This is a genomic window from Amycolatopsis saalfeldensis (genome assembly GCF_900110575.1).
GTDB classification, from domain to species: domain Bacteria; phylum Actinomycetota; class Actinomycetes; order Mycobacteriales; family Pseudonocardiaceae; genus Amycolatopsis; species Amycolatopsis saalfeldensis.
Genome location: NZ_FOEF01000001.1, coordinates 492,982 through 518,424 on the forward strand (window position 1 = coordinate 492,982; position 25,443 = coordinate 518,424).

22 protein-coding genes and 1 pseudogene are annotated in these 25,443 nt (G+C 70.2%); 11 read left to right on the plus strand and 12 right to left on the minus strand.

All coding sequences use genetic code 11. The annotated features are described in order from the left end of the window. Positions 1–32: 32 nt before the first annotated feature. From BMY97_RS02285 to BMY97_RS49315, 5 genes and pseudogenes are all read left to right on the plus strand, one after another. Complete coding sequence (locus tag BMY97_RS02285; protein WP_091612848.1) at positions 33–1,649, plus strand: replication initiator; 1,617 nt, start codon at positions 33–35, stop codon at positions 1,647–1,649. A 23-nt stretch (positions 1,650–1,672) separates the two neighbouring features. Further along, complete coding sequence (locus BMY97_RS02290) at positions 1,673–1,888, plus strand: helix-turn-helix domain-containing protein (protein ID WP_091611697.1); 216 nt, start codon at positions 1,673–1,675, stop codon at positions 1,886–1,888. Between the two features lie 34 nt (positions 1,889–1,922). After that, entirely contained in the window at positions 1,923–3,188 is a 1,266-nt protein-coding gene (locus BMY97_RS02295) for a tyrosine-type recombinase/integrase (protein WP_091611700.1), read from the plus strand. 86 nt (positions 3,189–3,274) lie between these two features. Further along, positions 3,275–3,952 (plus strand): annotated as a pseudogene (locus BMY97_RS49015) (alpha-amylase family protein); the annotation flags it as partial. Then, positions 3,953–4,759 (plus strand): NPCBM/NEW2 domain-containing protein, encoded by an 807-nt coding sequence (locus BMY97_RS49315; RefSeq protein ID WP_342743997.1) that lies wholly within the window; start codon positions 3,953–3,955, stop codon positions 4,757–4,759. A 137-nt stretch (positions 4,760–4,896) separates the two neighbouring features. Here BMY97_RS49315 and BMY97_RS02305 read toward each other — a convergent pair whose 3' ends face one another. The 4 genes from BMY97_RS02305 to BMY97_RS02320 are packed head-to-tail and all read right to left on the minus strand — an operon-like array spanning position 4,897 to position 11,061. Then, complete coding sequence (locus BMY97_RS02305; RefSeq protein WP_177231132.1) at positions 4,897–5,682, minus strand: SDR family NAD(P)-dependent oxidoreductase; 786 nt, start codon at positions 5,680–5,682, stop codon at positions 4,897–4,899. Between the two features lie 5 nt (positions 5,683–5,687). Beyond that, the gene (locus tag BMY97_RS02310) at positions 5,688–7,388 is read right to left on the minus strand and encodes a hydantoinase B/oxoprolinase family protein (protein WP_091611706.1); all 1,701 of its coding nucleotides are present in this window, start codon (positions 7,386–7,388) and stop codon (positions 5,688–5,690) included. Then, positions 7,385–9,430, minus strand: a complete 2,046-nt coding sequence (locus tag BMY97_RS02315) for a hydantoinase/oxoprolinase family protein (protein WP_091611709.1) — start codon at positions 9,428–9,430, stop codon at positions 7,385–7,387. The genes BMY97_RS02310 and BMY97_RS02315 overlap by 4 nt, the downstream gene beginning before the upstream one ends. After that, positions 9,427–11,061 (minus strand): thiamine pyrophosphate-binding protein, encoded by a 1,635-nt coding sequence (locus BMY97_RS02320; RefSeq protein ID WP_177231133.1) that lies wholly within the window; start codon positions 11,059–11,061, stop codon positions 9,427–9,429. The genes BMY97_RS02315 and BMY97_RS02320 overlap by 4 nt, the downstream gene beginning before the upstream one ends. A gap of 1,342 nt (positions 11,062–12,403) precedes the next feature. Between BMY97_RS02320 and BMY97_RS02330 the strand changes: the two genes are divergently transcribed. After that, entirely contained in the window at positions 12,404–13,774 is a 1,371-nt protein-coding gene (locus BMY97_RS02330; RefSeq protein WP_091611713.1) for a WS/DGAT/MGAT family O-acyltransferase, read from the plus strand. Positions 13,775–13,963: 189 nt separating this feature from the next. Here the strand turns inward: BMY97_RS02330 and BMY97_RS02335 are convergent, their stop codons facing one another. Beyond that, positions 13,964–14,938 carry an aldo/keto reductase gene (locus BMY97_RS02335; protein WP_091611716.1) on the minus strand — a complete coding sequence of 325 codons (975 nt, stop codon included), beginning with the start codon at positions 14,936–14,938 and terminating at the stop codon, positions 13,964–13,966. A gap of 121 nt (positions 14,939–15,059) precedes the next feature. Here BMY97_RS02335 and BMY97_RS02340 point away from each other — a divergent pair, with 121 nt between their 5' ends. Further along, entirely contained in the window at positions 15,060–16,292 is a 1,233-nt protein-coding gene (locus BMY97_RS02340; protein ID WP_091611718.1) for an MFS transporter, read from the plus strand. Here BMY97_RS02340 and BMY97_RS02345 read toward each other — a convergent pair. Continuing rightward, entirely contained in the window at positions 16,264–16,734 is a 471-nt protein-coding gene (locus BMY97_RS02345; RefSeq protein WP_091611721.1) for a MaoC family dehydratase, read from the minus strand. The genes BMY97_RS02340 and BMY97_RS02345 overlap by 29 nt on opposite strands. On the opposite strand from BMY97_RS02345, the gene BMY97_RS46810 reads away from it, so the two are divergent. Next, the gene (locus BMY97_RS46810) at positions 16,721–16,876 is read left to right on the plus strand and encodes a hypothetical protein (RefSeq protein WP_177231134.1); all 156 of its coding nucleotides are present in this window, start codon (positions 16,721–16,723) and stop codon (positions 16,874–16,876) included. The genes BMY97_RS02345 and BMY97_RS46810 overlap by 14 nt on opposite strands. Positions 16,877–17,164: 288 nt before the next feature. Here BMY97_RS46810 and BMY97_RS02350 read toward each other — a convergent pair whose 3' ends face one another. From BMY97_RS02350 to BMY97_RS02360, 3 genes are read right to left on the minus strand one after another with little or no spacing between them, the layout of a single operon-like run. Further along, positions 17,165–17,425: a hypothetical protein gene (locus BMY97_RS02350; RefSeq protein ID WP_091611723.1), complete on the minus strand. Its 261-nt coding sequence runs from the start codon at positions 17,423–17,425 to the stop codon at positions 17,165–17,167. Positions 17,426–17,481: 56 nt separating this feature from the next. After that, positions 17,482–18,864: an amidase gene (locus BMY97_RS02355; protein WP_091611726.1), complete on the minus strand. Its 1,383-nt coding sequence runs from the start codon at positions 18,862–18,864 to the stop codon at positions 17,482–17,484. Continuing rightward, on the minus strand, positions 18,861–19,793 hold the full coding sequence (locus BMY97_RS02360; protein WP_425425214.1) for a D-2-hydroxyacid dehydrogenase: 933 nt from the start codon (positions 19,791–19,793) through the stop codon (positions 18,861–18,863). The genes BMY97_RS02355 and BMY97_RS02360 overlap by 4 nt, the downstream gene beginning before the upstream one ends. A 162-nt stretch (positions 19,794–19,955) precedes the next feature. Between BMY97_RS02360 and BMY97_RS02365 the strand changes: the two genes are divergently transcribed. Genes BMY97_RS02365 through BMY97_RS02375 form a run of 3 tightly spaced genes read left to right on the plus strand, consistent with a single transcriptional unit; the run spans position 19,956 to position 22,176 of the window. After that, positions 19,956–20,696 carry a maleate cis-trans isomerase family protein gene (locus BMY97_RS02365; RefSeq protein ID WP_091611730.1) on the plus strand — a complete coding sequence of 247 codons (741 nt, stop codon included), beginning with the start codon at positions 19,956–19,958 and terminating at the stop codon, positions 20,694–20,696. Between the two features lie 46 nt (positions 20,697–20,742). After that, complete coding sequence (locus BMY97_RS02370) at positions 20,743–21,477, plus strand: maleate cis-trans isomerase family protein (protein WP_091611732.1); 735 nt, start codon at positions 20,743–20,745, stop codon at positions 21,475–21,477. A gap of 3 nt (positions 21,478–21,480) precedes the next feature. After that, a complete protein-coding gene (locus tag BMY97_RS02375) occupies positions 21,481–22,176 on the plus strand; it encodes a GntR family transcriptional regulator (protein ID WP_091611735.1) in 696 nt (231 codons plus the stop codon). Positions 22,177–22,246: 70 nt separating this feature from the next. On the opposite strand, the gene BMY97_RS02380 is transcribed toward BMY97_RS02375, so the two are convergent. From BMY97_RS02380 to BMY97_RS02390, 3 genes are all read right to left on the minus strand, one after another. Continuing rightward, the gene (locus BMY97_RS02380) at positions 22,247–22,789 is read right to left on the minus strand and encodes a DUF4262 domain-containing protein (protein WP_091611737.1); all 543 of its coding nucleotides are present in this window, start codon (positions 22,787–22,789) and stop codon (positions 22,247–22,249) included. A 76-nt stretch (positions 22,790–22,865) separates the two neighbouring features. After that, positions 22,866–23,924, minus strand: coding sequence for a tartrate dehydrogenase (locus BMY97_RS02385; RefSeq protein ID WP_091611739.1), 1,059 nt, complete (start codon positions 23,922–23,924; stop codon positions 22,866–22,868). Next, the gene (locus tag BMY97_RS02390) at positions 23,921–25,384 is read right to left on the minus strand and encodes an NAD-dependent succinate-semialdehyde dehydrogenase (RefSeq protein WP_091611742.1); all 1,464 of its coding nucleotides are present in this window, start codon (positions 25,382–25,384) and stop codon (positions 23,921–23,923) included. The genes BMY97_RS02385 and BMY97_RS02390 overlap by 4 nt, the downstream gene beginning before the upstream one ends. Between the last annotated feature and the right edge of the window lie 59 nt (positions 25,385–25,443).

Here is a 25,443-nt window from a genome sequence, read left to right on the forward strand (position 1 = left end):
CCACGAACACGAAGGAAACCCCTGGTCAGACGATGCCGGCCGAATCCGGGCCGGGCCGAATCCGCGGTGCACTGGCTACGGACGTGGTGAAGGCGACGGCGGAACAGCACGGGGTGTGCGTGCGGCCGTTCACGATGGAGGTCGGCGACACCGAGACCGGAGAGGTTCGCTACGTCCCGGTGCCCTGCGGCTCCACGGTGGAATCGGTGTGCCTGCCGTGCGCGACAAAGGCGAAAGCGTTGCGGCAGGCCCAATGCCGGGAAGGCTGGCACCTCGCCGCCGAACCCGTCATCACCCGCCAGGACCCCAGTGAGGTTCAGACGGAGCTGATGACCTACCGGGCCGACCTGGTCGCCGCCTACCGGGACGTGCACGCGGCCGGGGACGAGGCAGAGGCCGAGAACCTGCGCGGTGAAATCTCCAGCGTGGACACGGAGCTACGGGACTCCGGCATGACGGGGCGGCTGCCCGCCGTGGACGGTGCGGTGCGGCGGCCGGTGAAGCGCTCGACGAAACGGCGGCAGGACGCGCCGAACCTCCCGCGCCGCAAGGTATCCAAGACGACGGTCGGGCGGGAGTACGCGGGACGGTTCCGGCCCTCGATGTTCGTCACCCTCACCTGCGACACGTACGGTCGTGTCCGGCCCGATGGGTCCCCTGTGGACCCGGCAAGCTATGACTACCGGCGGGCGGCACGGGACGCGGTCCACTTCGCCGCCCTGGTCGACCGGTGGTGGCAGAACCTCCGCCGCGTCGTCGGGTTCGACGTGCAGTACTTCGCCACCGTCGAACCCCAGAAGCGGGCCGCGCCACACCTGCACACCGCGCTCCGTGGCGCGATTCCGCACGACGTGATCCGCCTGGTCACCGAGGCCACCTACCACCAAGTGTGGTGGCCAAACCACGATGAGGTCGTGTACGGCGGTGACCGGAAACCGTTGTGGGACCCGGATTCTCGTTCCTTTGTGGACCCAGACACGCGGGAACCGTTGACGGCGTGGGATGACGCGGTCGAGGCCGTGGACGAACCCTCCCACGTCGTGCGGTTCGGGGAACAGGTGCACTCCAAGGGCATTCTCGGCGGCACGGAGGAAGCTGGACGCCACATCGGGTATCTGACGAAGTACCTGACCAAGTCGACCGGTGAGGTTGTGGACGCTGACACGGCCGCGCAGCGGGATCACCATGACCGGCTGCATGCTGAGCTGGCCGTGACTCCGTGCTCGCCTCGGTGCGCGGTGTGGCTGCTGTACGGGGTCCAGCCCAAGGGAGCGGGCCGCAAAACGACCCCGGGGCACTGCCGGGGCCGTGCTCACCGCCGGACCACACTCGGGCTGCCAGGGCGGCGGGTGCTGGTGTCGCGCAAGTGGTCCGGCAAGACCGTCGCCGACCACAAGGCCGATCGCCTCGCGTATGTGACGAGCATGCTGGCCGATGCCGGGATCGAGAAACCGCGCCCCGACCCCGGGCGGTTCGTGTGGCGCAAGGTCGAGCCCGGGGATACCCACGTCCCGCCCCGGGACCAGCTCGTCATGCGCGCGATCGCCGAACGCATCACCTGGAAAGCCGAATACGAACGCGCCCTCCTCGCCGCCGCCGGACCACCCGGGCTGCCAGAAACTTCGGCAACTCCGGCGGTGGCCGCCTGAACGGGGAGGGAGACAAGGAGGCAATGAGCAGAAACCCGCGCGTACGGCTGGTGAGCGTCGAAGGGCTCTGGACGCCCGACGAGCTGTCCGTCTACCTCGACATCCCGGAGAAGACGCTCCGGGACTGGCGCCTGAAGAACTACGGCCCGCCCTGGCACCGCCTCGGCAAACACGTCCGCTACGACCCCGCCGCCGTCCGAACCTGGCTCGACGGACCCGAAACCATGCCCGCCGCCTAAAAACTTCGGCAACCCGGCAAGAAAGGACCACACCATGGCACATATTCAGGACCGCTGGTATCAGGACAAGAAAGACCCTGACACCGGTGAGATCGTGCTGAACAGCAAGGGGAAGCCTGTTCAGGAACCCACTGCGGATCACGGGAAGGGGTTGCGGTACAAAGTCCGCTACCTTGACCCGGACAAAGTTGAACGATCGAGGTCTTTTCCGGATAAGAAATTGGAGGAGGCTAAAAAATATAAGACCAAGGTGGAGAATGACCTGTACGCGGGCACCTACACGGACCCGAATGCGGGAAAGGTCGAGTTCAAGACCTATACGAAAACTGTGCTTGCTGGACGGTCGCAAGACGAGTCCACCGTCGAGAGTGTGAGTGCCAAGCTGGAAAGTCAGGTGTACCCGCTCCTGGGTCGGAAACTGCTGTCGTCGTTCGCGACGCCTGACGTGATCCGTAAGTGGTTGGCGTGGATGAACGCGCAGGACGAGCCCGCGTCGGCGAACTACCAGCGACAGGCGTTCGACTTGGTGTGCTCGATTCTTGATGCAGCGGTCGCTGACGGGAAGATCAAGTCCAATCCCTGCCGGGACAAGTCGATTCAGGCGCCGACCTTCGTCGCACGGCAAGTGACTCCGTGGCCGGATGCGCGCTTACGGCGGGTCGAACTGGCGCTCCCGGCCCGGTTCAAGCCCTGTGTGCCGCTCGGGGCCGGGCTGGGGCTTCGGCAAGGGGAGATCTTCGCGTTCAGCCTCGACAACGTCGACCGGGACACGATGGTCTACCACTGCACGCGGCAGATGGTCACCGTGGGCGGAGTGCGCAAGTTCAAGCTTCCCAAGGGACACAAGACGCGTGACATCCCCCTGGGTGATGGTGTGCTGGAAGACCTTGACGCCTACGCGGAGCTGTACCCGCCCGTGTCGATTACGTTGCCGTGGGGTGAGCGGGACAGCCGCAAGTTCGAGACGGTCAAGGTGCTCATGGTCAACGGTGCCGGAGATCTCTACACCCGGCAGGCGTTCAATAACGTGATCTGGCGTCCCACCTTCAAGAAAGCCGGACTGTCCTATGAGGACCACAACGACGGGATGCACGCCATGCGGCACCTGTTCGCATCGCTCATGTTGGAGCGCGGAGTGACGATCAAGGAACTCGCCGCATTCCTCGGCCACGCCTCGGAGGGCTTCACCCTCAAGACCTACGTCCACTTGATGCCGACGAGCTACCACCGTGCGCGCCAGGCCGTGAACGACATCTTCAAGCCACGCCGGACGGCCCGGGGCGCCGAAGAGACGGCCTGACGGCCTGGTGACGGCCTGAGGGGTCGAGCACCCCTGAAACCGGGCGGACATCCCCAGGCCAGAGGGCATATCGCCTTCATAAGTACGACAACTGCAACAACCAGGGCCGCCCGGCGATCGAGCGTTACACGAAGATGGGCGACGCGATCAAGAAGACGGGCCGCCCGATGGTCTACGCGCTGTGCGAGTGGGGCGAGAACCAGCCGTGGCTGTGGGGCAAGGGCTCCGGCGCGCAGCTGTGGCGCACCACCGGCGACATCAGCGACAACTGGGCCAGCATGACCGGCATCCTCGACCAGCAGGTCGGGCTCGAGAAGTACTCCGGCCCGGGCGGCTGGAACGACCCGGACATGCTCGAGGTCGGCAACGGCGGCATGACCGACGCCGAGTACCGCTCGCACTTCGCGCTCTGGTCGCTGATGAACGCGCCGCTGCTGGCGGGCAACGACATCCGCTCGATGCCGGACGCCACCAAGAAGATCCTGGAGAACAAGGACATCGTCGCGCTCGACCAGGACTTCGCCGGGACGCAGGGGCACAAGGTCCGCGACGACGGCGACACCGAGGTCTGGTCCAAGCCGATGTCCGACGGCTCGGCCGCGGTGGTGCTGTTCAACCGCGGGCTCAGCGGCGCCACGATGACCAGCAGCGCCGCCGAACTCGGCCTCTCCGGCAAGGACTTCCGCGTCCGCGACCTGTGGACCGGCGCCGACACCGAGACCACCGGCACGCTGCGGGCCCTCGTGCCCAGCCACGGCTCCGCGGTGTTCCGCGTCTGGCCGACGAAGGCGCCCAGCGCCGCGCCGTCGACCACGCTTTCCCTCGACGCGGGCGAGTACTTCCCCGCCGGCAAGCCGTTCACGGCGAAACTGAGCCTGACCAACGACGGCAGCACCCCGGTCGCCGCCGCGCGGGTGAAGCTGACCGCACCGGCCGGCTGGCGGATCGACGGCCGCGGCGACGCGTTCGTGCCCGCGGTGCTACCCGGCAAGACCTGGCAGGAATCCGTCCGGATCGCGCCGGTGAATCCCAGTGGTGACAAGGTTTCCCTCTCCGCGGACGCCTCGTACTTCACCGCCTGGGGCGCCCGGAAGCTGACGGCCGATGCCGGCGGCCCGGTCGTCACCCCGCTGCCGCCGGGCGTGACCCCGATGTCGAAGGCGCCGTTCGTGGTCAGTGAAAACGGCTGGGGCCCGGTCGAGCGCGGCACCAGCAACGGCGAGAACAAGGCCGGTGACGGCAACCCGATCACCATCAACGGCCAGGTCTACCCGGACGGCCTCGGGGCGCACGCGCCGTCGCTGGTCCGCGTCTACCTCGGCGGCGGGTGCACCTCGTTCAGCTCGGTGGTCGGCCTGGACGACGAGTTCGCCACGGGCAGCATCACCTTCGAGGTCCACGGGGACGGCAAGACGCTGGCCTCGACCGACGTCCTCCGGCACGGCGCCCCGGCGCAGACGCTGAACGTGCCGCTCAAGGGCGTCCAGGTGCTGGACCTGATCGTCACCGACGGCGGCGACGGCAACAACACCGACCACGCCGACTGGGCCAACGCGGCGGTCACCTGCTGAGCAACCCCGCCCGGGCACCGCTGCCCCCGATCCGCCCCAATGTGGCGTTGGTTGCGCTCAACGCACCGAACGCCACATTGGGGCGCATTCCCCGCGACCGCACGGCGGAGGGGTGGCGGGAGACGGCCGAGCGCCGTTCAGCGGACGCCGAGGTCGAAGTCCAGGCTGTAGCGGTTCGACGGCATCGCCCCGGCGGCTTTGGCGCCGTCCACCGGGAGCACCGCGCCGCTGATGAACCGGGATTCGTCGCTGGCCAGGAAAACGATGGCCTTCGCCACCTCCCACGCCTCGCCGACGCGGGCAGCCGGGGTGCTGGCCACGAGCTGGTGCTGCCTGGCCTCGAAGTCGTCCGGCGAGGCGAGCGTGGAGCGCAGCATGTCGGTGTCGATGGCGCCCGGGTTGACGGTGTTCGCGCGGATGCCCTGGTGCGCGTGCGCGACCGCGATCGACTTGGTCAGGCCGACGAGCGCGTGCTTCGTGGCGTTGTAAACCGGATCGGCGGGGCGGCCCATCATCCCGCCGTTCGACGATGTCGTGACGATGCTGCCCGCGCGCTGCTCGATCATGTGCGGCAGCACCGCGCGGGTGCCGAGGAAGGCCGCGCGCACGTTCAGCGCGAAGATGTTGTCGAACTCCGCCAGCGTGGTTTCGGCGAGCGGCTTCGCCAGGTGGATGCCGACGTTGTTGACCAGCACGTCGATCCGCCCGGCCGCGGCCAGCGCGCCGGCCACGAAGGTCGCGACCTGCTCTTCGTCCGTCGCGTCCGCGAGGGAGTACTGCGCGCCCTCGACCGGCGACTCGGGCTCGCGGATGTCGCTCGCGAACACCGTCGCGCCCTCGGCGACGAACTCCCGCACCGTGGCGAGCCCGATTCCCCGCGCCCCACCGAAAACCACCGCGACCTTGCCGGCCAACCGACCCATGACGTTCAGTCCCTCGCTCTCAGCTGTGCGGTCCCGGCCGCGTCGAGCTCGTAGTCCTCGGGCAGCCGGACCAGCGCGTCCGGCGCGCCGGTGTACCGGATCACCACACCGTAGACGGCACGCGCGGCCTCAGCCGAGACGTACCTGGCGACGACGTCGTCGAACACGTCCTCGGGTGCCCGCCGGTGTGGATCGCCATTGCCGCCACCACCGGGCAGCACCACGTCGACCTCGTCGCCGGGCCCGAGCGCGACGCGGCTCTTCGACGGCAGGTCCGGGCCGCCGACCAGGCCGAACCGCCCGACGGCCCCGGCCTGCCCACCGTCCACACCGGACGCTGCCTGCCGCACCCGGTCGACGTTCCCGTTGACACTCCAGGAGATTTCACCAAGAGCCGCCATCGTGGTCCGCTGGCCGAGGCCGCCGCGGAACTCCCCGGCGCCGCCGGAATCCACGCGCAACGCCCGTTCTCGCTGCACGAGCGGCGCCATCGTCTCGATCACCTCGGTCGGCGTCGAGCGCAGGCCGCTCGGGAACCCGGTGGTGTTCAGGCCGTCCTTGGCCCGGCGCGCGCCCATGCCCCCGGTCTGGAACACGTTGAGCATGAAGCCCTCGCCGCGCCAGATCGTCATCCACAACGCGTCGGCGCTCGGCGCGACCGCGTGGCCCGGCAGCGCGCCGATCAGCAGGGACGGCAGGAAATGCCCGATCAGATGCCGTGACGCGACGGGCGCGGGCTCCACGCAGTTCAGCACCGAGCCTTCCGGCGCGGTCACGTGCACGGGACGGAACGAGCCGGCGTTGTGCGGCACTTCCGGCGAGATCGCCGCCTTCACCGCGAACGACGCGTACGCCCGTGTGTAGTTCAGCACCACGTTGATCCCGCGACGGCTCTGCGGCGAAGACCCGTCGAAGTCGACGTGGATCTCGTCGCCCGCGACCGTGACGGCCACCCGCAGCACGACTTCCTCGTCGTCGAAGCCGTCGGTGACGAGTTCGTTGTGGTGGACGCCGTCCGGCAGGTTCGTGATCGCCTCGCGCAGCGCGCGCTCGGAGCGGTCCATGATCTCCGCGGCGATGTCGTCAAGCGTCTCCAGCCCGAACTCCGCGAGCAGCCGCACCAGGCTCGCGGCCCCGACCTCGTTGCCGGTGACCTGCGCGTACAGGTCGCCGATGGTCTCCTCCGGCGTGCGCACGTTCGCTCGGATGAGCCGTTCCAGATCCGCGTTCACCTCGCCGGCGCGCAGGAACTTCAGGATCGGCAGCCGGAGTCCCTCTTCGAAGACCTCGGTCGCCTCGGCCGAAACGAGCCGCCCGCCGATGTCCGGCGCATGACAGCAGGAGGCGAACCACGCGACCAGCCGCCCGCCCGCGAACACCGGCGTGGCCACGGTGATGTCGTTGATCTGCCCGGCGGTCAGCCAGGGGTCGTTGGTGAGCAGGACGTCGCCGGGCTCCAGCGTGTCCGGCGGGTACGCGGCGACGAAGTGGTGCATGCCCGTCGCCATCGCGTTGATGTGGCCGGGGGTGCCGCCGACGGACTGGCCGATCATCTCGCCGCGCGAGTCGAACACCGCGCAGGCGAGGTCGAGCGATTCGCGGACCACAGCGGAGAACGCGGTGTTGACCAGCGCGTTCTGCTGCTCGGCGAGGATCGAGTGCAGCCGGTTGCCGAGCACGCCGACGAGGATCGGGTCCACCGTCACACGATCACCGCCAGGCTCGCGTCCGCCCGCACCTCGCACCGGGCGCCGGGCGGAACGACCACAGTGGACTCCCGTTCCTCGACGATCGCCGGTCCTTCGAGCCGTGCTCCCGGTGGCAGCCGGTAGCGGTCGAACACCGCCGTGTCGACAAATCCACCTTCGGTCGGGAAGTAGGCCGGACGGCTGCCCTTGAGCGCGTCCCCGGCCGAGATTTCCTTTGGCCGCAACGAAACCTCGGGCGCGGGAGTGGACGAGACCACCCGCCAGTTCAGCACCTCGACCGCCACCGCGGGCCCGGTCCGCCGATACAGCGAGCGGTAGACGTCCGTGAAGTCCGACACCAGCGTCTCCGGCCAGGAGCCACCGCGGACCGGCACGCGGACCTCGTAACCCTGTCCGGCGTAACGCATTTCGGCGATCCGGCGGTGCGTCACCCCGGCCGAGCCCTGGAGCAGCGCGGTGCCCTCGGCCTCCATCTCGGCGAACAGCGCGTCGACCTCGTCCCACGAAAGGTCCAGCACGGCGGCGCGGGCCGAACGCACGAAGTCGAACGCGAGCGGCGCGGTCAGGAAGCCCAGCGCGCTCAGCACGCCGGCCGCGGGCGGCGCCACGACCGTCGGCGCGCCCAAGGCCCGCGCGACTCCCGCGCCGTGCACCGGCCCGGCTCCGCCGAAGGTGTACATCGGCAGCTTCGCCGGGTCCTTGCCACGCTCGACGGCATGCACGCGCGCGGCGTTCGCCATGTCCTCGTTGACGCTGGTGTGAATGCCCCAGGCCGCGTCCTCGACGCTGACGCCGAGCGGTTCCGCGATCCGCATGCGCACGGCTTCACGGGCGGCCGCGACGTCGAGGACCATGCCCCCGCCGAGGAAGTAGGCCGGGTCGAGGTAACCGAGCAGCAGGTCGGCATCGGTGACGGTCGGCTCGGTGCCACCGCGGCCGTAACAGGCCGGGCCCGGTTCGGAGCCCGCCGAATCCGGGCCGACGGTGAGCAGGCCCAGCCGGTTGATCCGCGCGATCGAGCCGCCGCCGACGCCGATCTCGATCATGTCCGTCACCGGCACCTTCACCGGCAGGCCGGAACCGGGCAGCAGACGGTACTTGCGGTCCACTTCGAACTCGTGCGTCACCAGCGGGGCGCCGTCCGCGACCAGGCAGAGCTTCGCCGTGGTGCCGCCCATGTCGAACGCCAGCAGATCCTTTTGCCCCGCGTTTGTGCCGAAGGCGGACGCCGCGAGCGCGCCGCCGGCCGGACCCGACTCGAGGATGCGGATCGGGTACTTCGCCGCCGTGGCCACCGTCGCGATCCCCCCGTGCGAAAGCATGATGTGCGGGGACGGCCGCACGCCGAGGCCGTGCAGGCGGCGTTCCAGGTCGGCCAGGTACCGCTCGGCGAGGTCCTGCACGTAGACGTTCGCGACGGTGGTGGAAGTCCGCTCGAACTCCCGGATCTCCGGCACCACCTCGGACGACAGCGCGACGCGCAGCCGCGGCGCGACGCGGGTCAGGATGGCGCCGGCCCGCCGTTCGTGCTCCGGATTGGTGAACGCGTGCAGGAAGCAGACGGCGACGGCCTCGACGCCGCGCGCGTCCAGCTCCCGGCCGAGCCGGGCGACGTACTCCTCGTCGAGTCCGGTGTGGACGGTGCCGTCGGCGAGAATCCGCTCCGGCACGTCGAAGCGCAGGTATCGCGGCACCAGCGGCTCGGGCAGCTCGATGCCGAGGTCGTACAGCTCGTAGCGGTGCTCGCGGCGCATCTCGAGCACGTCGCGGAAGCCGGCCGTGGCCAGCAGCGCGGTGCGTGAGCCCTTGCGTTCGATCAGCGCGTTGGTGACCAGGGTGGTGCCGTGCACGAGCTGGTCGACGTCGCCGAGGTCCAGACCGGCCTTGGCGAACGTCTCGGCCAGCCCCTCCGCGACCGCGCGGGCGGGCTCGTCGTGGGTGGTGAGCACCTTGCCGACGGCGACCACGCCGGTCGCGTCGAGCACGCAGAGATCCGTGAAGGTACCGCCGATGTCGACGCCGACACCGACGCCGGTCACCGGCCCTGCCTGCGGTACCACCGCGGGGACGTGTTCAGAGGGGGCTTCAGCTTCGCCCGCACCACCAGGACGTTCGGCTCGCCGGACTCGATGAACTCGCTCAGCAGCCGCCGGAACGCGCGGCCGAAGCCGGCCACCCGGTCCGCGTGCACGCCGAACGAGCGCGCCAGGCCGACGAAGTCCGGGCTGTCCCAGTCGACGCCGCGGTGCGGCAGGCCCTCCTGCTCCTGGTCGTAGCGGAGCATGCCGTAACCGCCGTCGTCGACGACCACCACCGTCACCGGCAGCTGCTCCTCGGCCAGCGTGGCGAGGTCGCCCACGGCGTAGAGGAAACCGCCGTCGCCGGTCACGCAGATGACGCGGCCGGTCTCCGCCGCGGCGGCGCCGAGCGAGGACGGGAAGCCGTAGCCGAGCGTTCCCCAGCCCATCGGGTAAGCGAGTTTGCGCGGGCCGCGGACCCGGTGGAAGCCGCCGACCCAGTAGCCGGCGACGCACATGTCGGACACCAGCACGGCGTCTTCGGGGAGTACTTCCTCCAAAGTGGACAGGAAGTCGGCGGCCTGCGGGTCCTCGTCGCGGATGCGCTGGCGCACCCGTCGGCTGATCGAGCCGAGGCGCGCGGTCAGCTCGGGCAGGCCGGGCCGGCTCGCCGGGCGCAGCGACTCGACCACCCGGCGGGCGTCGCCGACGAGCGTGATGTCCGGCCGGTAGTTCTTGGCGGCGTCCTCGGCGTCGACGTTCACCGCGATCAGCTTCGGCGGCTGCGGCATGAGCCAGTTCTGCGTCATCAGGCCGTCGAAGTCGGTGCCGATGGCGAGCACCACGTCGGCCTCGTCCCACAGCTCGCCGACCTCGGGCGAGTGCACGGGATTCGGGGCCAGGCAAGGATGATCGAGCGGCAGCAGCCCGCGCGCGGCGAACGTCGTGATCACCGGCGCGGCCAGCCGCTCGGCCAATCGGCCGATCGCCTCGCCCGCCTCGGCCCGCAGCGCCCCGCCGCCGGCCCAGATCAGCGGCCGTCGGGCGCCCGACAGCAGATCCGCGGCGCGCGCGAGGTCAGGAAGGTCGAGCACCCCTTCGGCCGGCGTCGCAGGCGGCTCGCGTGACTCCGATTTCTCCCGCAGGTAGTCCGTCGGAATGCCGAGGTAAACAGGCCCGGTCTGCGGCTGAAGGGCCAGCCGCGCCGCCCGGTGCACGGTGGTGCCGATCTGGTCGGCGCGGTGCACGGTGAAGCCGCCCTTGGTGACGGGCGCGAACATCGCCTGCTGATCGGACGTCTCGTGCAGCACCCCGCGCACGACCCCGGGCCGCTTGAGCATGGAGGGAATGTCGGTCGCCACCACCAGCACCGGCGCGGCCGAGGCCATCGCCTCCCCGACCGCCCCGAGCGTGTTCGCCGCCCCCGGCCCGGTCGTCACCAGCGCGACGCCCAGTTTCCCGGTGGCGCGGGCATAACCGTCCGCCGCGTACCCCGCGGTCTGTTCGTGCCGGACATTGACGATCCGGATCCCGGTCTCCGCCAACGCCTCCCACAACGGCAGGTTGTGCACCCCGGGAAGTCCGAAGACGACGTCGGTCCCGAGTGCCTTCAGCGCGTCGCCCAGATGCTGAGCACCAGTCCGTCCTGCCACGGCCGCGATGGTATCCGCCCCGCCGCGCGTGCCGCACAGACGTCACCGGACACTGTTTGTCACCGGCGAAAACGTGCACCGCAGCTCACCTCGGCCACACACCCGCTCTCGACGGCCGGCCCGGGTTTGATGATGCGCTTTGGTGGGTTCTTCTAGCTCGTGCGGCCCACTGACGCCGCTCTGGCCGCTGCAGCCTCCGCGGCTCCTGGCTTTTCTGTGGGCTTCACGGCCTCCGCGCTGCTCACCTCCTACGCGACCTCCGCGCCGCGCACCTTCTTCACCGCCTACGTGCCGCTCGCCTCCTCCACGACCTCCGCGCCACTCGCCTCACCGAGGGCCTCACCGCCCCCGCGCCGCTCGCCTCCTACGCGACCTCCGCGCCGCACACCTTCACCGCGCCCGCAGCACTCACCTTCTCCACGACCTCCGTGGCCGCCGCCTTTTCACGGCTTCCGCGACGCTCGCCTCTCCACTCCCAACGCGCACTGGACCTCACCACCGCACCCACCATTCGGCCCCGGCCGCCGCCACCCAGCTCCACACCCGCCGTCTTCACTCACCGATACCCTCTGCCCAGTCCCCCCACCCGCCCCCAAGCACCAGGCAGAACAACGCGGCAAGCCACAACCAAACCCCAGCCGGACAAACCCCCGCGGACGAAGGTGCCACGCACGGACTTGCCGCCCACCGCGATCGCCTCCGGTGCGCCCGGCCCGCTCACCCGCTGATGGATCCACGCGCTGACCGCGGTGTCCAGGCAGTCACCGTCCACCATCGCCAGCACCCGTCGTACGGTGGCCTCATCCGGCGCCAGATACCACCCTGTCCGGCGGCAGCGACACACTCTGAGCGACGCGAGCACCCGCTGCGGAGCGTCCCGGACCCACCCCCCGATCACGGTGAACAACCACACTGCCACGGCCAACGCCGCGATCGCCAAGAGCCAGATCGGCCAGCACAGCAGGAATACGAGACGATGACACAGCCCTTTCACAGATCATGGGCTTCGACAACCACATGACCAGCAACAAGAGCCGTCCCGGCCTGCAACGACACGCCCTTGCCGGACAACTCCCCTTGCCGGACAAACCCCCGCCCTCCTCGGGGGGCGTCCCATGCCCAGCGTACCGTCGCCCGCCCACGGAACCGGCCTCGTAAGTACCCGGCAAGGGGAGTTGTCCACATCGCGGGGTGGCTGTGGACAAGAGCGGCGCCGGGCGGTTCGTGTGGGGCCGGGAGGGCCATAATCGCCGGTGCGAGGCCGGTAACAACCGGGAGATCGTGCGTAGACTTCGTGCTCCGGGGCGCGACGAAGCGCCTTGGCGCGCGGAAGGTGGGCCGAATGCCGTTGATGCCTGTGACCGACTCGATGTTCCTCCTGGTCGAGACCCGCGAGCACCCGATGCACGTCGGCGGCCTCCAGCTCTTCCGCAAACCCGAAGGCGCGGACGGCAACTACCTGCGCGACCTGCGCCGCAGCATGCTCGACTCGGACAACATGCGCAGTGTCTTCCGGCGGCGGCCGAGCCGTCCGGTGAACACCCTCGGGCACGTCTCGTGGTCCACCGACGCGGAGCTGGAACTCGATTACCACTTCCGGCACTCCGCGCTGCCCCAGCCGGGCCGCATCCGCGAGCTGCTGGAACTCACGTCGCGCTGGCACAGCACCCTGCTCGACCGGCACCGGCCGCTGTGGGAGACCCACCTCATCGAGGGCCTGCAGGACGGGCGATTCGCCGTCTACACCAAGGTCCACCACGCGCTGATGGACGGCGTCTCCGCACTGCGCCACCTCCAGGGCACCCTGTCCGACGACCCGGACGACCTCGACTGCCCGCCCCCGTGGGGCACCCGCCAGGCCACGAGCACGCACAACGGCAAGGCGCCGTCGTCGTTCCTGGAGACCGCGGGCAAGACGTTCGGCCAGGTCGCCGGAATCGCGCCGGCAGCGGCGAAAGTCGCGCGGGAGGCGTTCCGCGAGCACACGCTGACGCTGCCGATGCAGGCACCGAAAACGATGCTGAACGTGCCGATCGGCGGCGCCCGGCGGTTCGCGGCGCAGTCCTGGTCGCTGGACCGGGTCAAGGCGATCGCGACGGCGGCCGGCGTTTCGCGCAACGACGTGGTGCTCGCCATGTGCTCCGGCGCCCTGCGCGATTACCTGATCGAGCAGAGCGCGTTGCCGGACGCGCCACTGATCGCGATGGTGCCGGTTTCGCTGCGGCGGAAGGCCGACGCCGGCGAGGCCTCGGGCAACAACATCGGCGCCCTGCTGTGCAACCTGGGCACCGACCTGACCGACCCGGCGCTGCGGCTGGCGGCGGTGCACACGTCCATGCGCAACGGGAAGAAACTGTTCTCGGAGCTCACCCCGCTGCAGACGTTGCTGCTGTCCGGGGTCAACGTCGCCCAGCTGGGCGTCTCGCCCCTGCCCGGCGTCGTCAACAACACCCGGCCGCCGTTCAACCTGGTGATCTCCAACGTGCCCGGCCCGCGCAAGCAGATGTACTGGAACGGCGCCACCCTGGACGGCATCTACCCGGCGTCGGTGCTGCTCGACGGGCAGGCCCTCAACATCACGCTGACCAGCAACGGCGACAACCTCGACTTCGGGATCACCGGATGCCGCCGGAGTGTGCCGCACCTGCAGCGGATCCTGACGCACCTGGACACCGCGCTGGCGGAGCTGGAAGGGGCCTCCGGGGTGAGGTGAACGGCCCCTCGCCGCCACGGGAAAACCGGCGAATAAGCCCACGAGGCCGCGAAAACCAGCGTGAAGCACGGCTCCTTCAGCCGACGCGCGGAAGCGACCTGCCTGCTCGGCGCCGGACTGGCCCGTTCGACGAGGGCTGGTACGGCGGTTTCCTCGCGGCACAGTGTCCGTCGCCGCCGCGGCACAAGATCAGGCGATGCCTTCCGGGCTGGCGCCGCCAACCTGGATCGCGTCGGCGGCGATGCGCGTGATCTCGGCCAGGTCTTCGGACGTCAGGTCGACGTCCGCGGCCGCGGTGCTCTGTTCGATGTTGTGCGGTTTGCGGGCGCCGACGATCGCGGTGTGGATGCCGGGCTGGGCGAGCGTCCAGGCGAGGGCCAGCTGGCTCACCGAGAGGTCCCGTTCCCCGGCGAAAGCGGCCAGCTTGTCGACGATCTCCAGGTTGTGGCGCAGATTCTCGCCCAGGAACGCCGAGGAACGGGAGCGCCAGTCGGACGCCTCGAAGACCGTGCTGGTGGTCATGGTCCCGCTGAGCAGCCCGCTGGCCAGCGGGCTGTAGGCGAGGACGCCGATGTTGTGCTCGCGCGCGTAGGGCAGCGGATCGGTTTCGATGCCACGGCGAAAGAGGTGGTAGGGCGGCTGCAGGGTTTCCACGGGGCGCGTCTCGTCGAAGTCGGCGAGCTGTGCGGCGTTGTAGTTGGAGACACCGGCGTGGCGGATCTTCCCCGCGTCCACGAACCCCTGCAGCGTTTCGGCGACCTCGGCGGCCGGCGTCAACGAGTCGGGCCAGTGGATCTGGTAGAGGTCGATGTAGTCCACGCCCAGCAGCCGCAGGCTGTCGTCCACACCCTTGGTCAGCCATTCGCGACGGGAGTCCCGCGCACGTTCCGAGCGGGGCTTCGTGCCGCCCTTCGTCGCGATGACCACGCTTTCACGGTCGTGCTCGAGTTCGTGGCGCAGGGCCTTGCCCAGCAGGGCCTCGGACTGGCCGGAACCGTAGGCCTGCGCGGTGTCGAAGAGGGTCACGCCCAGCGAACGCGCGTGCCGGATGGCGGCGATCGCCGTCTCCTCGTCGAAGGCGCCCCACTGCCCGCTGAGCTGCCAGGTGCCGAAGGCGATCCTCGAAACCTCAAGGCCGCTGCGGCCCAAGATCGTCGTACGCATGCCTCCAGCACAACACAGACGCCCGGTCGTCGCAGCACCCTCCGGCCGCGAATCCCGGCCATCGGATACCCGATTGACGCCCCTGTCCCGATGATCGGATACTCGGCCGGGTGAGCATGCGATGAGCCTCCTGGAGCCCTTGCGGCAGCGTGGTTTCCGCGCTCTGGTGACCGGCCGCACCCTCGCCACCTTCGCCAACTCCGTGGCCCCTGTCGCGCTCGCATTCGCGGTACTGGACCTCACTGGTTCAGCGGCGGACCTCGGCCTGGTGGTGGGCGCGCGCTCGATCGCGAACCTGGTGCTGTTGCTACTCGGCGGGGTGCTCGCGGACCGGCTGCCCCGGTCGGTGATCATGCAGGGCACGGAGATCGCGGCGGGCGTCACGCAGGGCCTGCTCGCGGTCAGTGTCCTTTGTGGATTCGCGTCGATCCCGCTGCTGGTCGGGCTGAGCCTGCTCAACGGCGCGGTGTCCGCGATCTCGCTGCCCGCCGCCGCGGCCATCACGTCGCAGACCGTGCCGCGCACGCTGCTCAGCCAGGCGAACGCGCTGCTGCGGCTGCTGTCCAACACCGGCCGCATCGCGGGCGCGGGCGCGGCGGGTGTGGTGGTCGCGGCCGCGGGGTCCGGCTGGGCGGTGGCGGTGAACTCACTGTTGTTCTTCGCGGCCGCGGCGGCCTACCGCGGGATCCGGCTGCCCCGCGGCGAGCGGGTCAAGGCCAGTCACCCGATCGCGGACCTGATCGCCGGCTGGCACGAGTTCCGCTCGCGCTCGTGGGTGTGGATCGTCGTGGTGCAGTTCGCCTTCGTCAACGCCGCCGGCCTCGGCACTCTCGTGGTGATCGGGCCGGTGGTGGCGGACGAGACGTTCGGCCGCTCCGGCTGGGGGCTGGCGCTCGCGATGTCGACGGCCGGCGCCCTCGTCGGCGGGCTCATCGCCGCGCACTGGCAGCCGCGCCGGGCGCTGTTCGCCGGCGTGGTGCTGGTGACGGCGGAAGCGTTGCCGGTGACGGCCCTCGGCCTGTGGCCCGCGCTCGTCCCCCTGCTGGTGGCAATGCTGCTGGCGGGGCTGGCGATGGAGCAGTTCAGCGTGGTGTGGGACGTCTCGCTGCAGGAGAACGTGCCGGAGGACCGGCTCGCCCGTGTGTACTCCTACGACATGGTGGGCTCGATCATCGCGATGCCCGCCGGCCAGATCGCGGCGGGCCCGCTCGTCGAGGCCTTCGGGCGGGAACCCGTGCTGCTGACCTGCGGCGCGCTGATCGTCGTGTCGACTCTGCTCGCGCTGTGCAGCCGGCAGATCCGCAGCCTGGTGCGCCGGGAGCCGGTCAGCTCGGGCGCACTCGCAGGAAGTTGACCGCGCTGGTGCTCAACTTCAGCTCGCCGTCGGCGTCGAAGACCTCCATCTTGGTGCGGACCAGGCCACGGTCCGGCTTCGACTTCGAAAGCCGGGTTTCCGTGACGGTCGCGCGCATCCACAGCTTGTCCCCCGGCCGGACGGGCCGCACCCAGCGCAGCTCGTCGGCCCCGGGGCTGCCGAGGCTGGCGACCGAAGACAGGTAGTGGTCCGCGAACATCCGCATCATCAGGCTCGCCGTGTGCCATCCGCTGGCGATCAGGCCGCCGAAAGGCCCGCTCTTCGCGGCGACCGGATCGGTGTGGAAGCTCTGCGGGTCGAACCGCCCGGCGAACTCGAGGATCTCCTCTTCGGTCACCACGGCCTCGCCGAACTCGTACACCGCGCCGAGCGGGTAGTCCTCGAACCAGCGGTCGCCGATCGGCGTCGTGAACTCCGTCATGACGGCAGCCTGCCACAACAACACTTCGTCCCGCAGCGAACTGTTAGCAGGTTATCTTCGCCCGATGACGGCCGAACCGGACATCGCGACGGTCGCGCAGGCGATCAGCGAACCGGCGCCGACGGCGATGCTGCTGCGCTGATGGACGGGCACGCCCATACCGCCCGCGGCCTGACGACTGTCAGGGCCATCGCCCCGTCCACGGCCTGGCGACGGTCGCGGCCACCTCCCCGTCCACGGCGAGCGCACACCTGCGCCGGCTGTGCGATACCGGCCTGGTTCGCGTCACCGAATCCGGCCGGCAACGGTTGCATCGGCTCGCCGGTCCGGAAGGCGCCCAGCTCGTGGAGGCCCTGATCGCACTCGCCCCGCCGCGGCTGCCCCCGAACCTGCGCAGTGTCCGGGGGCGCGGCCAGTTCCCGTGGGGTGGTCAGTGGCCGCCGGTGCGGGGTTCTGGGGCGGTGTCGCGGTGGCCGTCGAGTTTCCACCAGCTCTCGAGGGTTTGGCGGAGGGCCTTGAGGAGCTCGCCGCCGGTTTCCAGGGGGACTAGGGCGGTGGGGCCGCCGTCGATGCGCAGGGCGGCCGAGAGACGGTCGTCTTGCTCGATGAGGCCCACGATGACCTCGGTGGGCCGACCTGTCATGTCTACGGTGGGGATCGCCTGTTCATAACGCCAGCCGGTGGAATGCACGCCGAGACATTGGCACAGTTTCCGGCCGCCTTCCGCGGAGTTCACCCGGACGTGCGTCAGTGCCGGGACCAGGGTTGGACCTCCTCCAGCAGCTTCGCCACCGCCAGCACAAGGTCGTCCGAATGACGTGGGCCGACGATCTGCAAGCCCACCGGCAGACCGGCCGCCGTCCGGCCGGCCGGCACGCTGATCGCCGGCTGCTGGGTCATGTTGAACGGGTAGGTGAAAGGGGTCCATTCCGGCCACCCGCCCAGCCCGCTGCCCGGCGGCACCTCGTGGCCGGCCTCGAACGCCGGGATCGGGGTGGTCGGGGTGATCAGCACGTCGTAACGCGTGTGGAACTCGCCCATCAGGATGCCGAGCGCGGCACGCTCGGCGGTGGCGCCGAGGTAGTCGCTCGCGGAGAACTGCTTGCCGAAGTCCCATACCTTGCGCAGGCCGGGGTCAACACGTTCATGGGTGCCCGGCCCGAAACTGTCGAGCATCTTCGCGGCACCGGTGGACCACAGCACGTCGAAGGCGGACTTGGGGTCTTCGAAGCCCGGATCCGTTTCCTCGATCTGCAGACCGGCGTCGCTGAGCGCCTTGACCGAGGCCGCGACGATGGCGGCCACCTCCGGGTCGACGTCCACGTAGCCGAGCGTCGGCGAGAACGCGGCGATCAGCCCGCGCACATCACGCCGCACCGCCTCGCGGTAGGTGCCGGTCGGCGGCGCCAGCCCGGCCGGATCGCGGGGGTCGGGCGTCGCGATGACGTCGAGCAGCAGTGCGGTGTCGTCGACGCTGCGGGCCATCGGGCCGGCGTGCGAGAGCGGGCCGAACGGGCTCGCCGGGTACAGCGGGATGCGGCCGTGCGTCGGTTTCATGCCGACGATGCCGCAGAACGACGCGGGAATCCGGACCGAGCCGCCACCGTCCGTGCCGACGGAAAGCCCGCCCATGCCGGCCGCGACGGCCGCCGCGCTGCCGCCGCTGGAACCGCCCGCCGTCTTCGACGGGTCCACCGGGTTGCGGGTGATGCCGGTCAGCGCGCTGTCGGTGACGCCCTTCCACGCGATCTCCGGTGTGGTCGTCTTGCCGAGCACCACCAGGCCCGCCTCGCGCATCCGCGCCATCACCGGGCTGTCGACGTCCCAGGGCTGGTCCTTCGGGATGCTCGTGGACCCGCGCAGCGTCGGCCAGCCCTGGGTGAGGAACATGTCCTTGATCGACGCGGGCACACCGTCGAGCCAGCCGATCGGGTTCCCGTCGCGCCACCGGATCTCCGCGGCCTTCGCCTGCTCCAGCGCGCGATCGGCGTCCACGAGGCAGTACGCGTTGATCTCGCCATCACGTTCTTCGATGGCCGACAACGCGTTCTGCGTCGCCTCCACCGGGGACAGCTCCCCCGTGGCATACGCGGCGACGAGCTCACTCGCGGTCAGTTCCCGATCGGTCATCCGGTGGCTCCCTGTGTTTCGGTCGGCACGTACCCGAGCTGTTTGTCGACGACGTTCTGCAGCGGCTCCCCGGCCACCCAGCGGCGGAAGTTCGCCGCGAAGACCTCCACCAGTGTGTTCCGCCAGCCGACGAAGTCACCCGACATGTGCGGCGAGAGCAGCACGTCCGGCATCGTCCAGAGTGGACTGTCGGCGGGCAGCGGCTCGGTGTCGAACACGTCGAGCGCGGCGCCGGCGATCTCGCCGCCCCGCAGCGCATCGATCAGGTCGGACGTCACCACCAGCTCGCCCCGCCCGACGTTCACGAACCGGGCGGCCGGCTTCATCGCCGCGAACGCGCTCGCGTCGAACAAGCCCTTGGTCTGCTCGGTGAGCGGCGCGACGGCCACCACGTAGTCGTAGGCGGGCAGGTGCCGGGCCAGCTCGGCGGTGTCGTGGACCTCGCCGAAGTCCGGGTCGCCGGTCCGCGGCCGCCGCCCCGCGCCGGACACACGCAGGCCGGCCGCGCGCAGCAGCCGGGCGATCGAGCGGCCGATGGGGCCGGTGCCCACGACCAGCACCTCGCGCCCGGCGACCCGCTCGGTCTCGCGGTGCACCCACTTCCCCGCCCGCTGCAGGTCGAGCGACCGCGCGAAGTCCTTCGCGAACGACAGCACAACACCGAGCACGTACTCCGCGATGGCGTCGTCGAACACGCCCCGCGAGTTCGTGAGCACCACGTCGCTCGCCCGCAGGCCCGGGAACAGCACCGGGTCCACGCCCGCGCTGGCGATGTGCAGCCAGCGCAGCCGGTCCGCGGCAGGCCAGGCACCGGGCACGGCCGTGGAGAGGAAGTCGTACACGAACAGCGCATCGGCTCCGGCCAACGCCTCGCCCAGCCCGCGCGCGTCCGTGTAACGAACCACCGCCGCCGCTTCGATACCGGCCATGTCCGGTGGTGGGGATGCCCCGCAGAGCACCGCCAGGACGGGGGTTTCCGAGGCAATCACATTGACACCGTAAAAGTGGCTCGTATGATTGTCAACAATCCGAGGAACGACCCCCGGAGCACCGGACGTGTCACCTGCACCGGCGATTCCGGAGGCTGAACCTTGGATCTGGACTTCCTCGCGTTTGAAGGCCCGTTGGCGCAACGAGGCATCGGCGTCATCGCTCCCTTCGACCTCGCGCTGGAGCGCGAGCTCTGGCGGTGGGTACCCATGGATGTCTCCCTTCATCTGGCCCGGACGCCGTACGAACCGGTGCCGGTGAGCATGGAGATGGCGCAGCTCGTCAGCGACAGCCGGCACCTCGCCGCCGCGACGCGGGACGTGCTGCACGTGGAGCCGGAGGTGGTCGCTTACCTCTGCAGCTCCGGCAGCTTCGTGAACGGCATCGACTACGAACGCTCCCTGACCAAGGCGATCTGCGACGCGGGCGCGCCCGACGCCGTGACCACCTCCGGCGCGCTCGCCGAGGTGCTGCAGCAGCTCGACCTGCACAAGGTTTCGGTGCTGACGCCGTACGACGCCGACCTCACCGGGAAGCTGCACGACTTCCTCGGCGAGCTGGGCGTGCACACCGTGTCGAGCGATCACCTCGGCCTGGGCGGCGGCATCTGGAAGGTCAGCTACCGCACCATCGCCGAGCGGATACTGGCCGCCGACCACAGCGACGCCGAGGCGATCTTCGTCAGCTGCACCAATCTGCCGACGTTCGACCTGATCGAGCCGCTCGAGGCGGCGCTCGGCAAACCGGTGCTGACCGCGAACCAGCTGACCATGTGGGCCTGCCTGCGCCGGATGGGCCTGCCCATCGTGGGCCCCGGCCGGTGGCTGCGCGAGGTGTCCTGAGGCAGCCGGTTAACATTGTCGACAATCTGCGTATCCCGGAGGTTTCGTGACCACCATCGGCTTCATCTACCCCGACCACGCGGCCGAGGACGACTACCTGCTCGCGCAGCAGCTGCTCGGCGGCGCCGACAGCGAGCAGGGCGACATCCGGCTGCCGGTGGAGCACATCTACGGCACCGATCTGCACGCCGTGCCGGAGCTGCTCGACCTCGGCAGCGAGGCCCGGCTGGCCGACGGCGCCGCGCTGCTGGCCAAGCACGAGCCCGACGCGGTGATCTGGGCCTGCACTTCCGGCAGCTTCGTCTACGGCTGGGACGGGGCGCGTGGCCAGGCCGACGGGCTGGCCCGGGTGGCCGGGGTGCCGGCTTCGAGCACCTCCTTCGCGTTTGTGCACGCCGCGCAGGCGCTGGAGGTGAAGCGGGTGGCCGTGGCCGCCAGCTATCCCGACGACGTGGCGCAGCTGTTCGTGGAGTTCCTCGCCGCGGGCGGCATCGAGGTGGTGGCGATGGCGAGCGCGGACATCACCACCGCCGCCGAGGTGGGCCGGCTCGCGCCCGACGCCGTGGTGCGCCTGGCCGTGCAGCACGACCACGCCGAGGCCGACGCCGTGCTGGTGCCGGACACCGCGATGCGCACGCTGGCCGAGATCAACGCCATCGAGGCCGCCCTCGGCAAGCCGGTGCTGACCGCGAACCAGGTGACCGTGTGGGAGGGCCTGCGGCTCACCGGCACCACGAGGCTGGTTCGTTCGATGGGCCGGCTGTTCCGGGTGAGGGGCTGAGCCATGGTCACCCTGCCCGACATCGAGCCGGTCAGCCGCGAGTCGACGGCCGCGGTGATCGCGCGGCAGCTGCGCGACGCGATCATGACCGGTGCGCTGCCGCCCGGCACCCAGCTCGGCGAGACCGACCTGGCCGCCCGCTTCCAGGTTTCGCGCGGCCCGCTGCGGGAGGCGATGCAGCACCTCGTCTCGGAAGGTCTGCTGCGCAGCGAACGCCACCGCGGGCTCTTCGTGATCGACCTCGAACCGGGCGACGTCTACGACATCTACCTCGCCCGCTCGGCCGTCGAGCGGGCCGCTCTCCTGCGCGCGCTCCGCGGCGACCGCGACGCGGTGGCGGCCATCCTGGAGCAGACCGTGGCGGACATGGCCGCCGCCGCGGACGACGACGATCCCGCCGCACTGTCCACAGCGGACCTCCGGTTCCACGAGGCGCTGATCAACGCCTCCGGCAGCAAGCGACTGGTGCGCATGGCCCGCACCCTGCTCATCGAGACGCGCATGTGCCTGAGCCTGCTGCAGAACACCTACCAGCGGGTGGAGGAGCGCGTGGACGAGCACACCCGCATCATCGACGCGCTGCGGGCCGGCGACGACGAGACCGCGCTGCACCTGCTCGAGGCCCACATGGAGGACGCGGTGCAGCGCCTGGCGCCCGGCACGAGCCTGAAGCAGGGCGCGGCGCCGGCGGTTCCCTAGCCACCGCCGCAAGAACTGCGCCAGGACGACCGCTTCGGCCCGGGTTCGGCGCGGCCACGGCAGCAGGTGCTCACCCATTGTCGCGCACCCCCAGCACCGGCTGGCCCCCGCGTCCGTCCCGATAGGACGGTGACCACGGAAAGGCGCCGGACTCGTCCGCGTAGACGAGCTGGAGAGCCCGTACATCGGGGCCGTACAAGGTGATCGCGAGCGAGAGGTGCACCGAAGGCTCTGCCAGCGCCACGACCTCCATCGGCGGCCCGCCGCGCAGGGCGAGCACGTCTCCCGGCCCCGGTGGACCGGCCGACAACGACTCCGCGGCAACGGCGTTCAGCACCATCACCGAGAGCGCCGGATCCAGGCCGGTGACCACGAGTTCGGGCAGCCCGCGCCCGGTCAGACCGGCGGTATAGGCCCAAGCGGGCCGCGAATCCTGCGGGAGCACGGTCTGGACGACCCAGCCGAGCTCATCGACCCGGCCGAGGATTCCGCTCAGGTACTCCGCCGCGGCCCGGCCGGATCCGGGCCGGGCTCTTTCCCGGGCAAGGCTTTCCAGCGGAACGCCCTCTGCCAGAACGCCGTCCGGTACACCGTTTTCGCAGAACCAGCACATCCGAGCTCTCCTCCCCCTCGTCCCGGTGGGGTTCCGCCGGGACGAGGGAATTGAAGCGCGGGGTACCGACAGAAAATCAGTGGAGGGCTTTGGTCACCGCCGTGCCGAGGCGGGTTGTGGTAGCGGTGCCGCCGAGGTCGGGGGTGAGCTCGGTGCCGGCCGTGAGGACCTCGTCAACGGCCGTGCGGATTGCTTGTGCGGCAACGGTTTCGCCCAGGTGTTCGAGCATCATCGCGCCCGCCAGGATCTGCGCCACCGGGTTGGCGATGCCCTGGCCGGCGATGTCCGGGGCACTCCCGTGGACCGCCTCGAACATCGACGGGTATTCACCTGATGGGTTGATGTTTCCGGACGGTGCCATGCCCAGGCCGCCCGTCACGGCGGCCGCGAGGTCGCTCAGGATGTCGCCGAACAGGTTGGACCCGACGACCACGTCGAGCCGCTCCGGCGCCTGGACCATCCGCGCGGCCAGTGCGTCCACATGGCACTGTTCGGCGCGCACGTCCGGGTATCCGGCGGCGACCTCGGCGAAGATCTCGTCCCAGAACGGCATCGAGTGGATCAGCCCGTTGGACTTCGTCGCCGAAGTGACGCGCCCGGACCGGGTGCGCGCCAGCTCGAACGCGTAGCGGATGATCCGCTCCACACCCACCCGCGTGAACACCGATTCCTGCAGCACGAACTCGTCGGGGCGGCCGGTGTTGTGCCGCCCGCCGATGGCCGAGTACTCACCCTCGGAGTTCTCCCGGACGATCACCATTTCCAGTTCCTCGGCGGAGCGCCCCGCGAGCACCGAGGTGGTGCCCGGCAGCAGCCGCACCGGCCGCAGGTTCACGTACTGCTGGAACGCCCGGCGCAGCGGGATCAGCAGGCCCCACAGGGAAACGTGGTCCGGCACACCGGGGAAGCCGACGGCGCCGAGGAAGATCCCGTCGAAGGCCGCCAGCTGGTCCACCCCGTCGTCCGGCATCATCGCGCCGGCCTTGGTGTAGCGCTCGCAGCTCCAGTCGAATTCGTTCCACGCCAAGGAGAAACCGTGTTTCGCGGCCGCCGCGTCGAGCACCTTGCGGGCCTCGACCGTGACGTCGACGCCGATCCCGTCGCCCGGGATGCTGGCGATCCGGTAGTCGTTCACAGGCTCACCGCGATGTACTTGGTCTCCAGGAACTCGTCGATGCCGACCGTGCCGCCCTCGCGGCCGAGCCCGGACTGCTTGATGCCGCCGAACGGCGCCGCCGGGTTCGAAACGACGCCCTGGTTCAGGCCGATCATGCCGGCCTCCAGCCGCTCCGAGACGCGCAGCGCGCGCTTCACGTCGCTGGTGTAGAGGTAGGAAACCAGGCCGTACTCGGTGTTGTTGGCCTTCGCGACCGCCTCGTCCTCGGTGTCGAACGGGGTGATCGGCGCGACCGGCCCGAAGATCTCCTCGGCCGCCAGCCGCGCTTCGGCCGGCACGTCGGTGAGCACCGTCGCCGGGTAGAAGTGGCCCGGGCCGTCGATGGCCGCGCCGCCGGTCAGCACGCGCGCGCCGCGCTCGGTGGCGTCCTTGACCAGCTCGGTGACCTTCTTCACCGCGGCCTCGTCGATCAGCGGGCCGACGACCACGCCGTCCTCGGTGCCGCGGCCCATCGGCAGCGCCTGCATCCGTTCGGTGAGCCGCCGTGAGAACTCCTCGACGACGCCACGCTGCACGTAGAACCGGTTCGCCGCAGTGCAGGCCTCGCCGATGTTGCGCATCTTCGCCTGCATCGCGCCCTCGACGGCGGCGTCCAGGTCCGCGTCCTCGAACACCAGGAACGGGGCGTTGCCGCCCAGCTCCATCGACGTGCGCAGCACCTTCTCCGCGCACTGCTCCAGCAACTTGCGGCCGACCGCGGTCGAGCCGGTGAACGACAGCTTGCGCGCCCGCCCGTCGCGGATCAACGGCTCCATCACCCCGCCCGCGTCGGTGGTCGTGACGATGTTCAGCACGCCGTCGGGCAGCCCCGCCTCGGCCAGGATCGCGGCGAGCGCGAGCATCGACAGCGGTGTCTGCGCGGCCGGCTTGATCACCATCGTGGAGCCGGCGGCGACGGCCGGGCCGATCTTGCGGGTGCCCATCGCCATCGGGAAGTTCCACGGCGTGATCAGCAGCGCGGGGCCCACCGGCTGGCGGGTGACCAGGAAGCGGCCGACGCCGTTCGGGGCGACCGCGTAACCGCCGTCGACGCGCACGGCCTCCTCGGCGAACCAGCGGAAGAACTCCGCGGCGTAGGTGATCTCACCCGCGGCTTCGGCGAGTGGCTTGCCCATCTCCAGCGTCATGAGCAGCGCGAGCTGGTCACGGCGCTCGATCAGCTTTTCGTAGGCCCGGCGCAGGATCTCGCCGCGCTCGCGGGGCGCGACGGCGGCCCAGCCCGCCTGCGCCTCGACGGCCGCGTCCAGCGCGGCGAGGCCGTCTTCCGGCGTGGCGTCCGCGACCTGGCACAGCACGGTCCCGGTCGAGGGGTCCTGGACGTCGAACGTCCGGCCGCCCGTCGCGGGCACCCACTTGCCGCCGATGAAAAGCTCCTTGTCGACCGCGCCGACGACGCCTGCCTCACTGATCGCGCTCATGCAGCCAACTCCCTGTCGTGGTTGTCCCGAAGCCATGCTATGGATATTGTCAACAATCG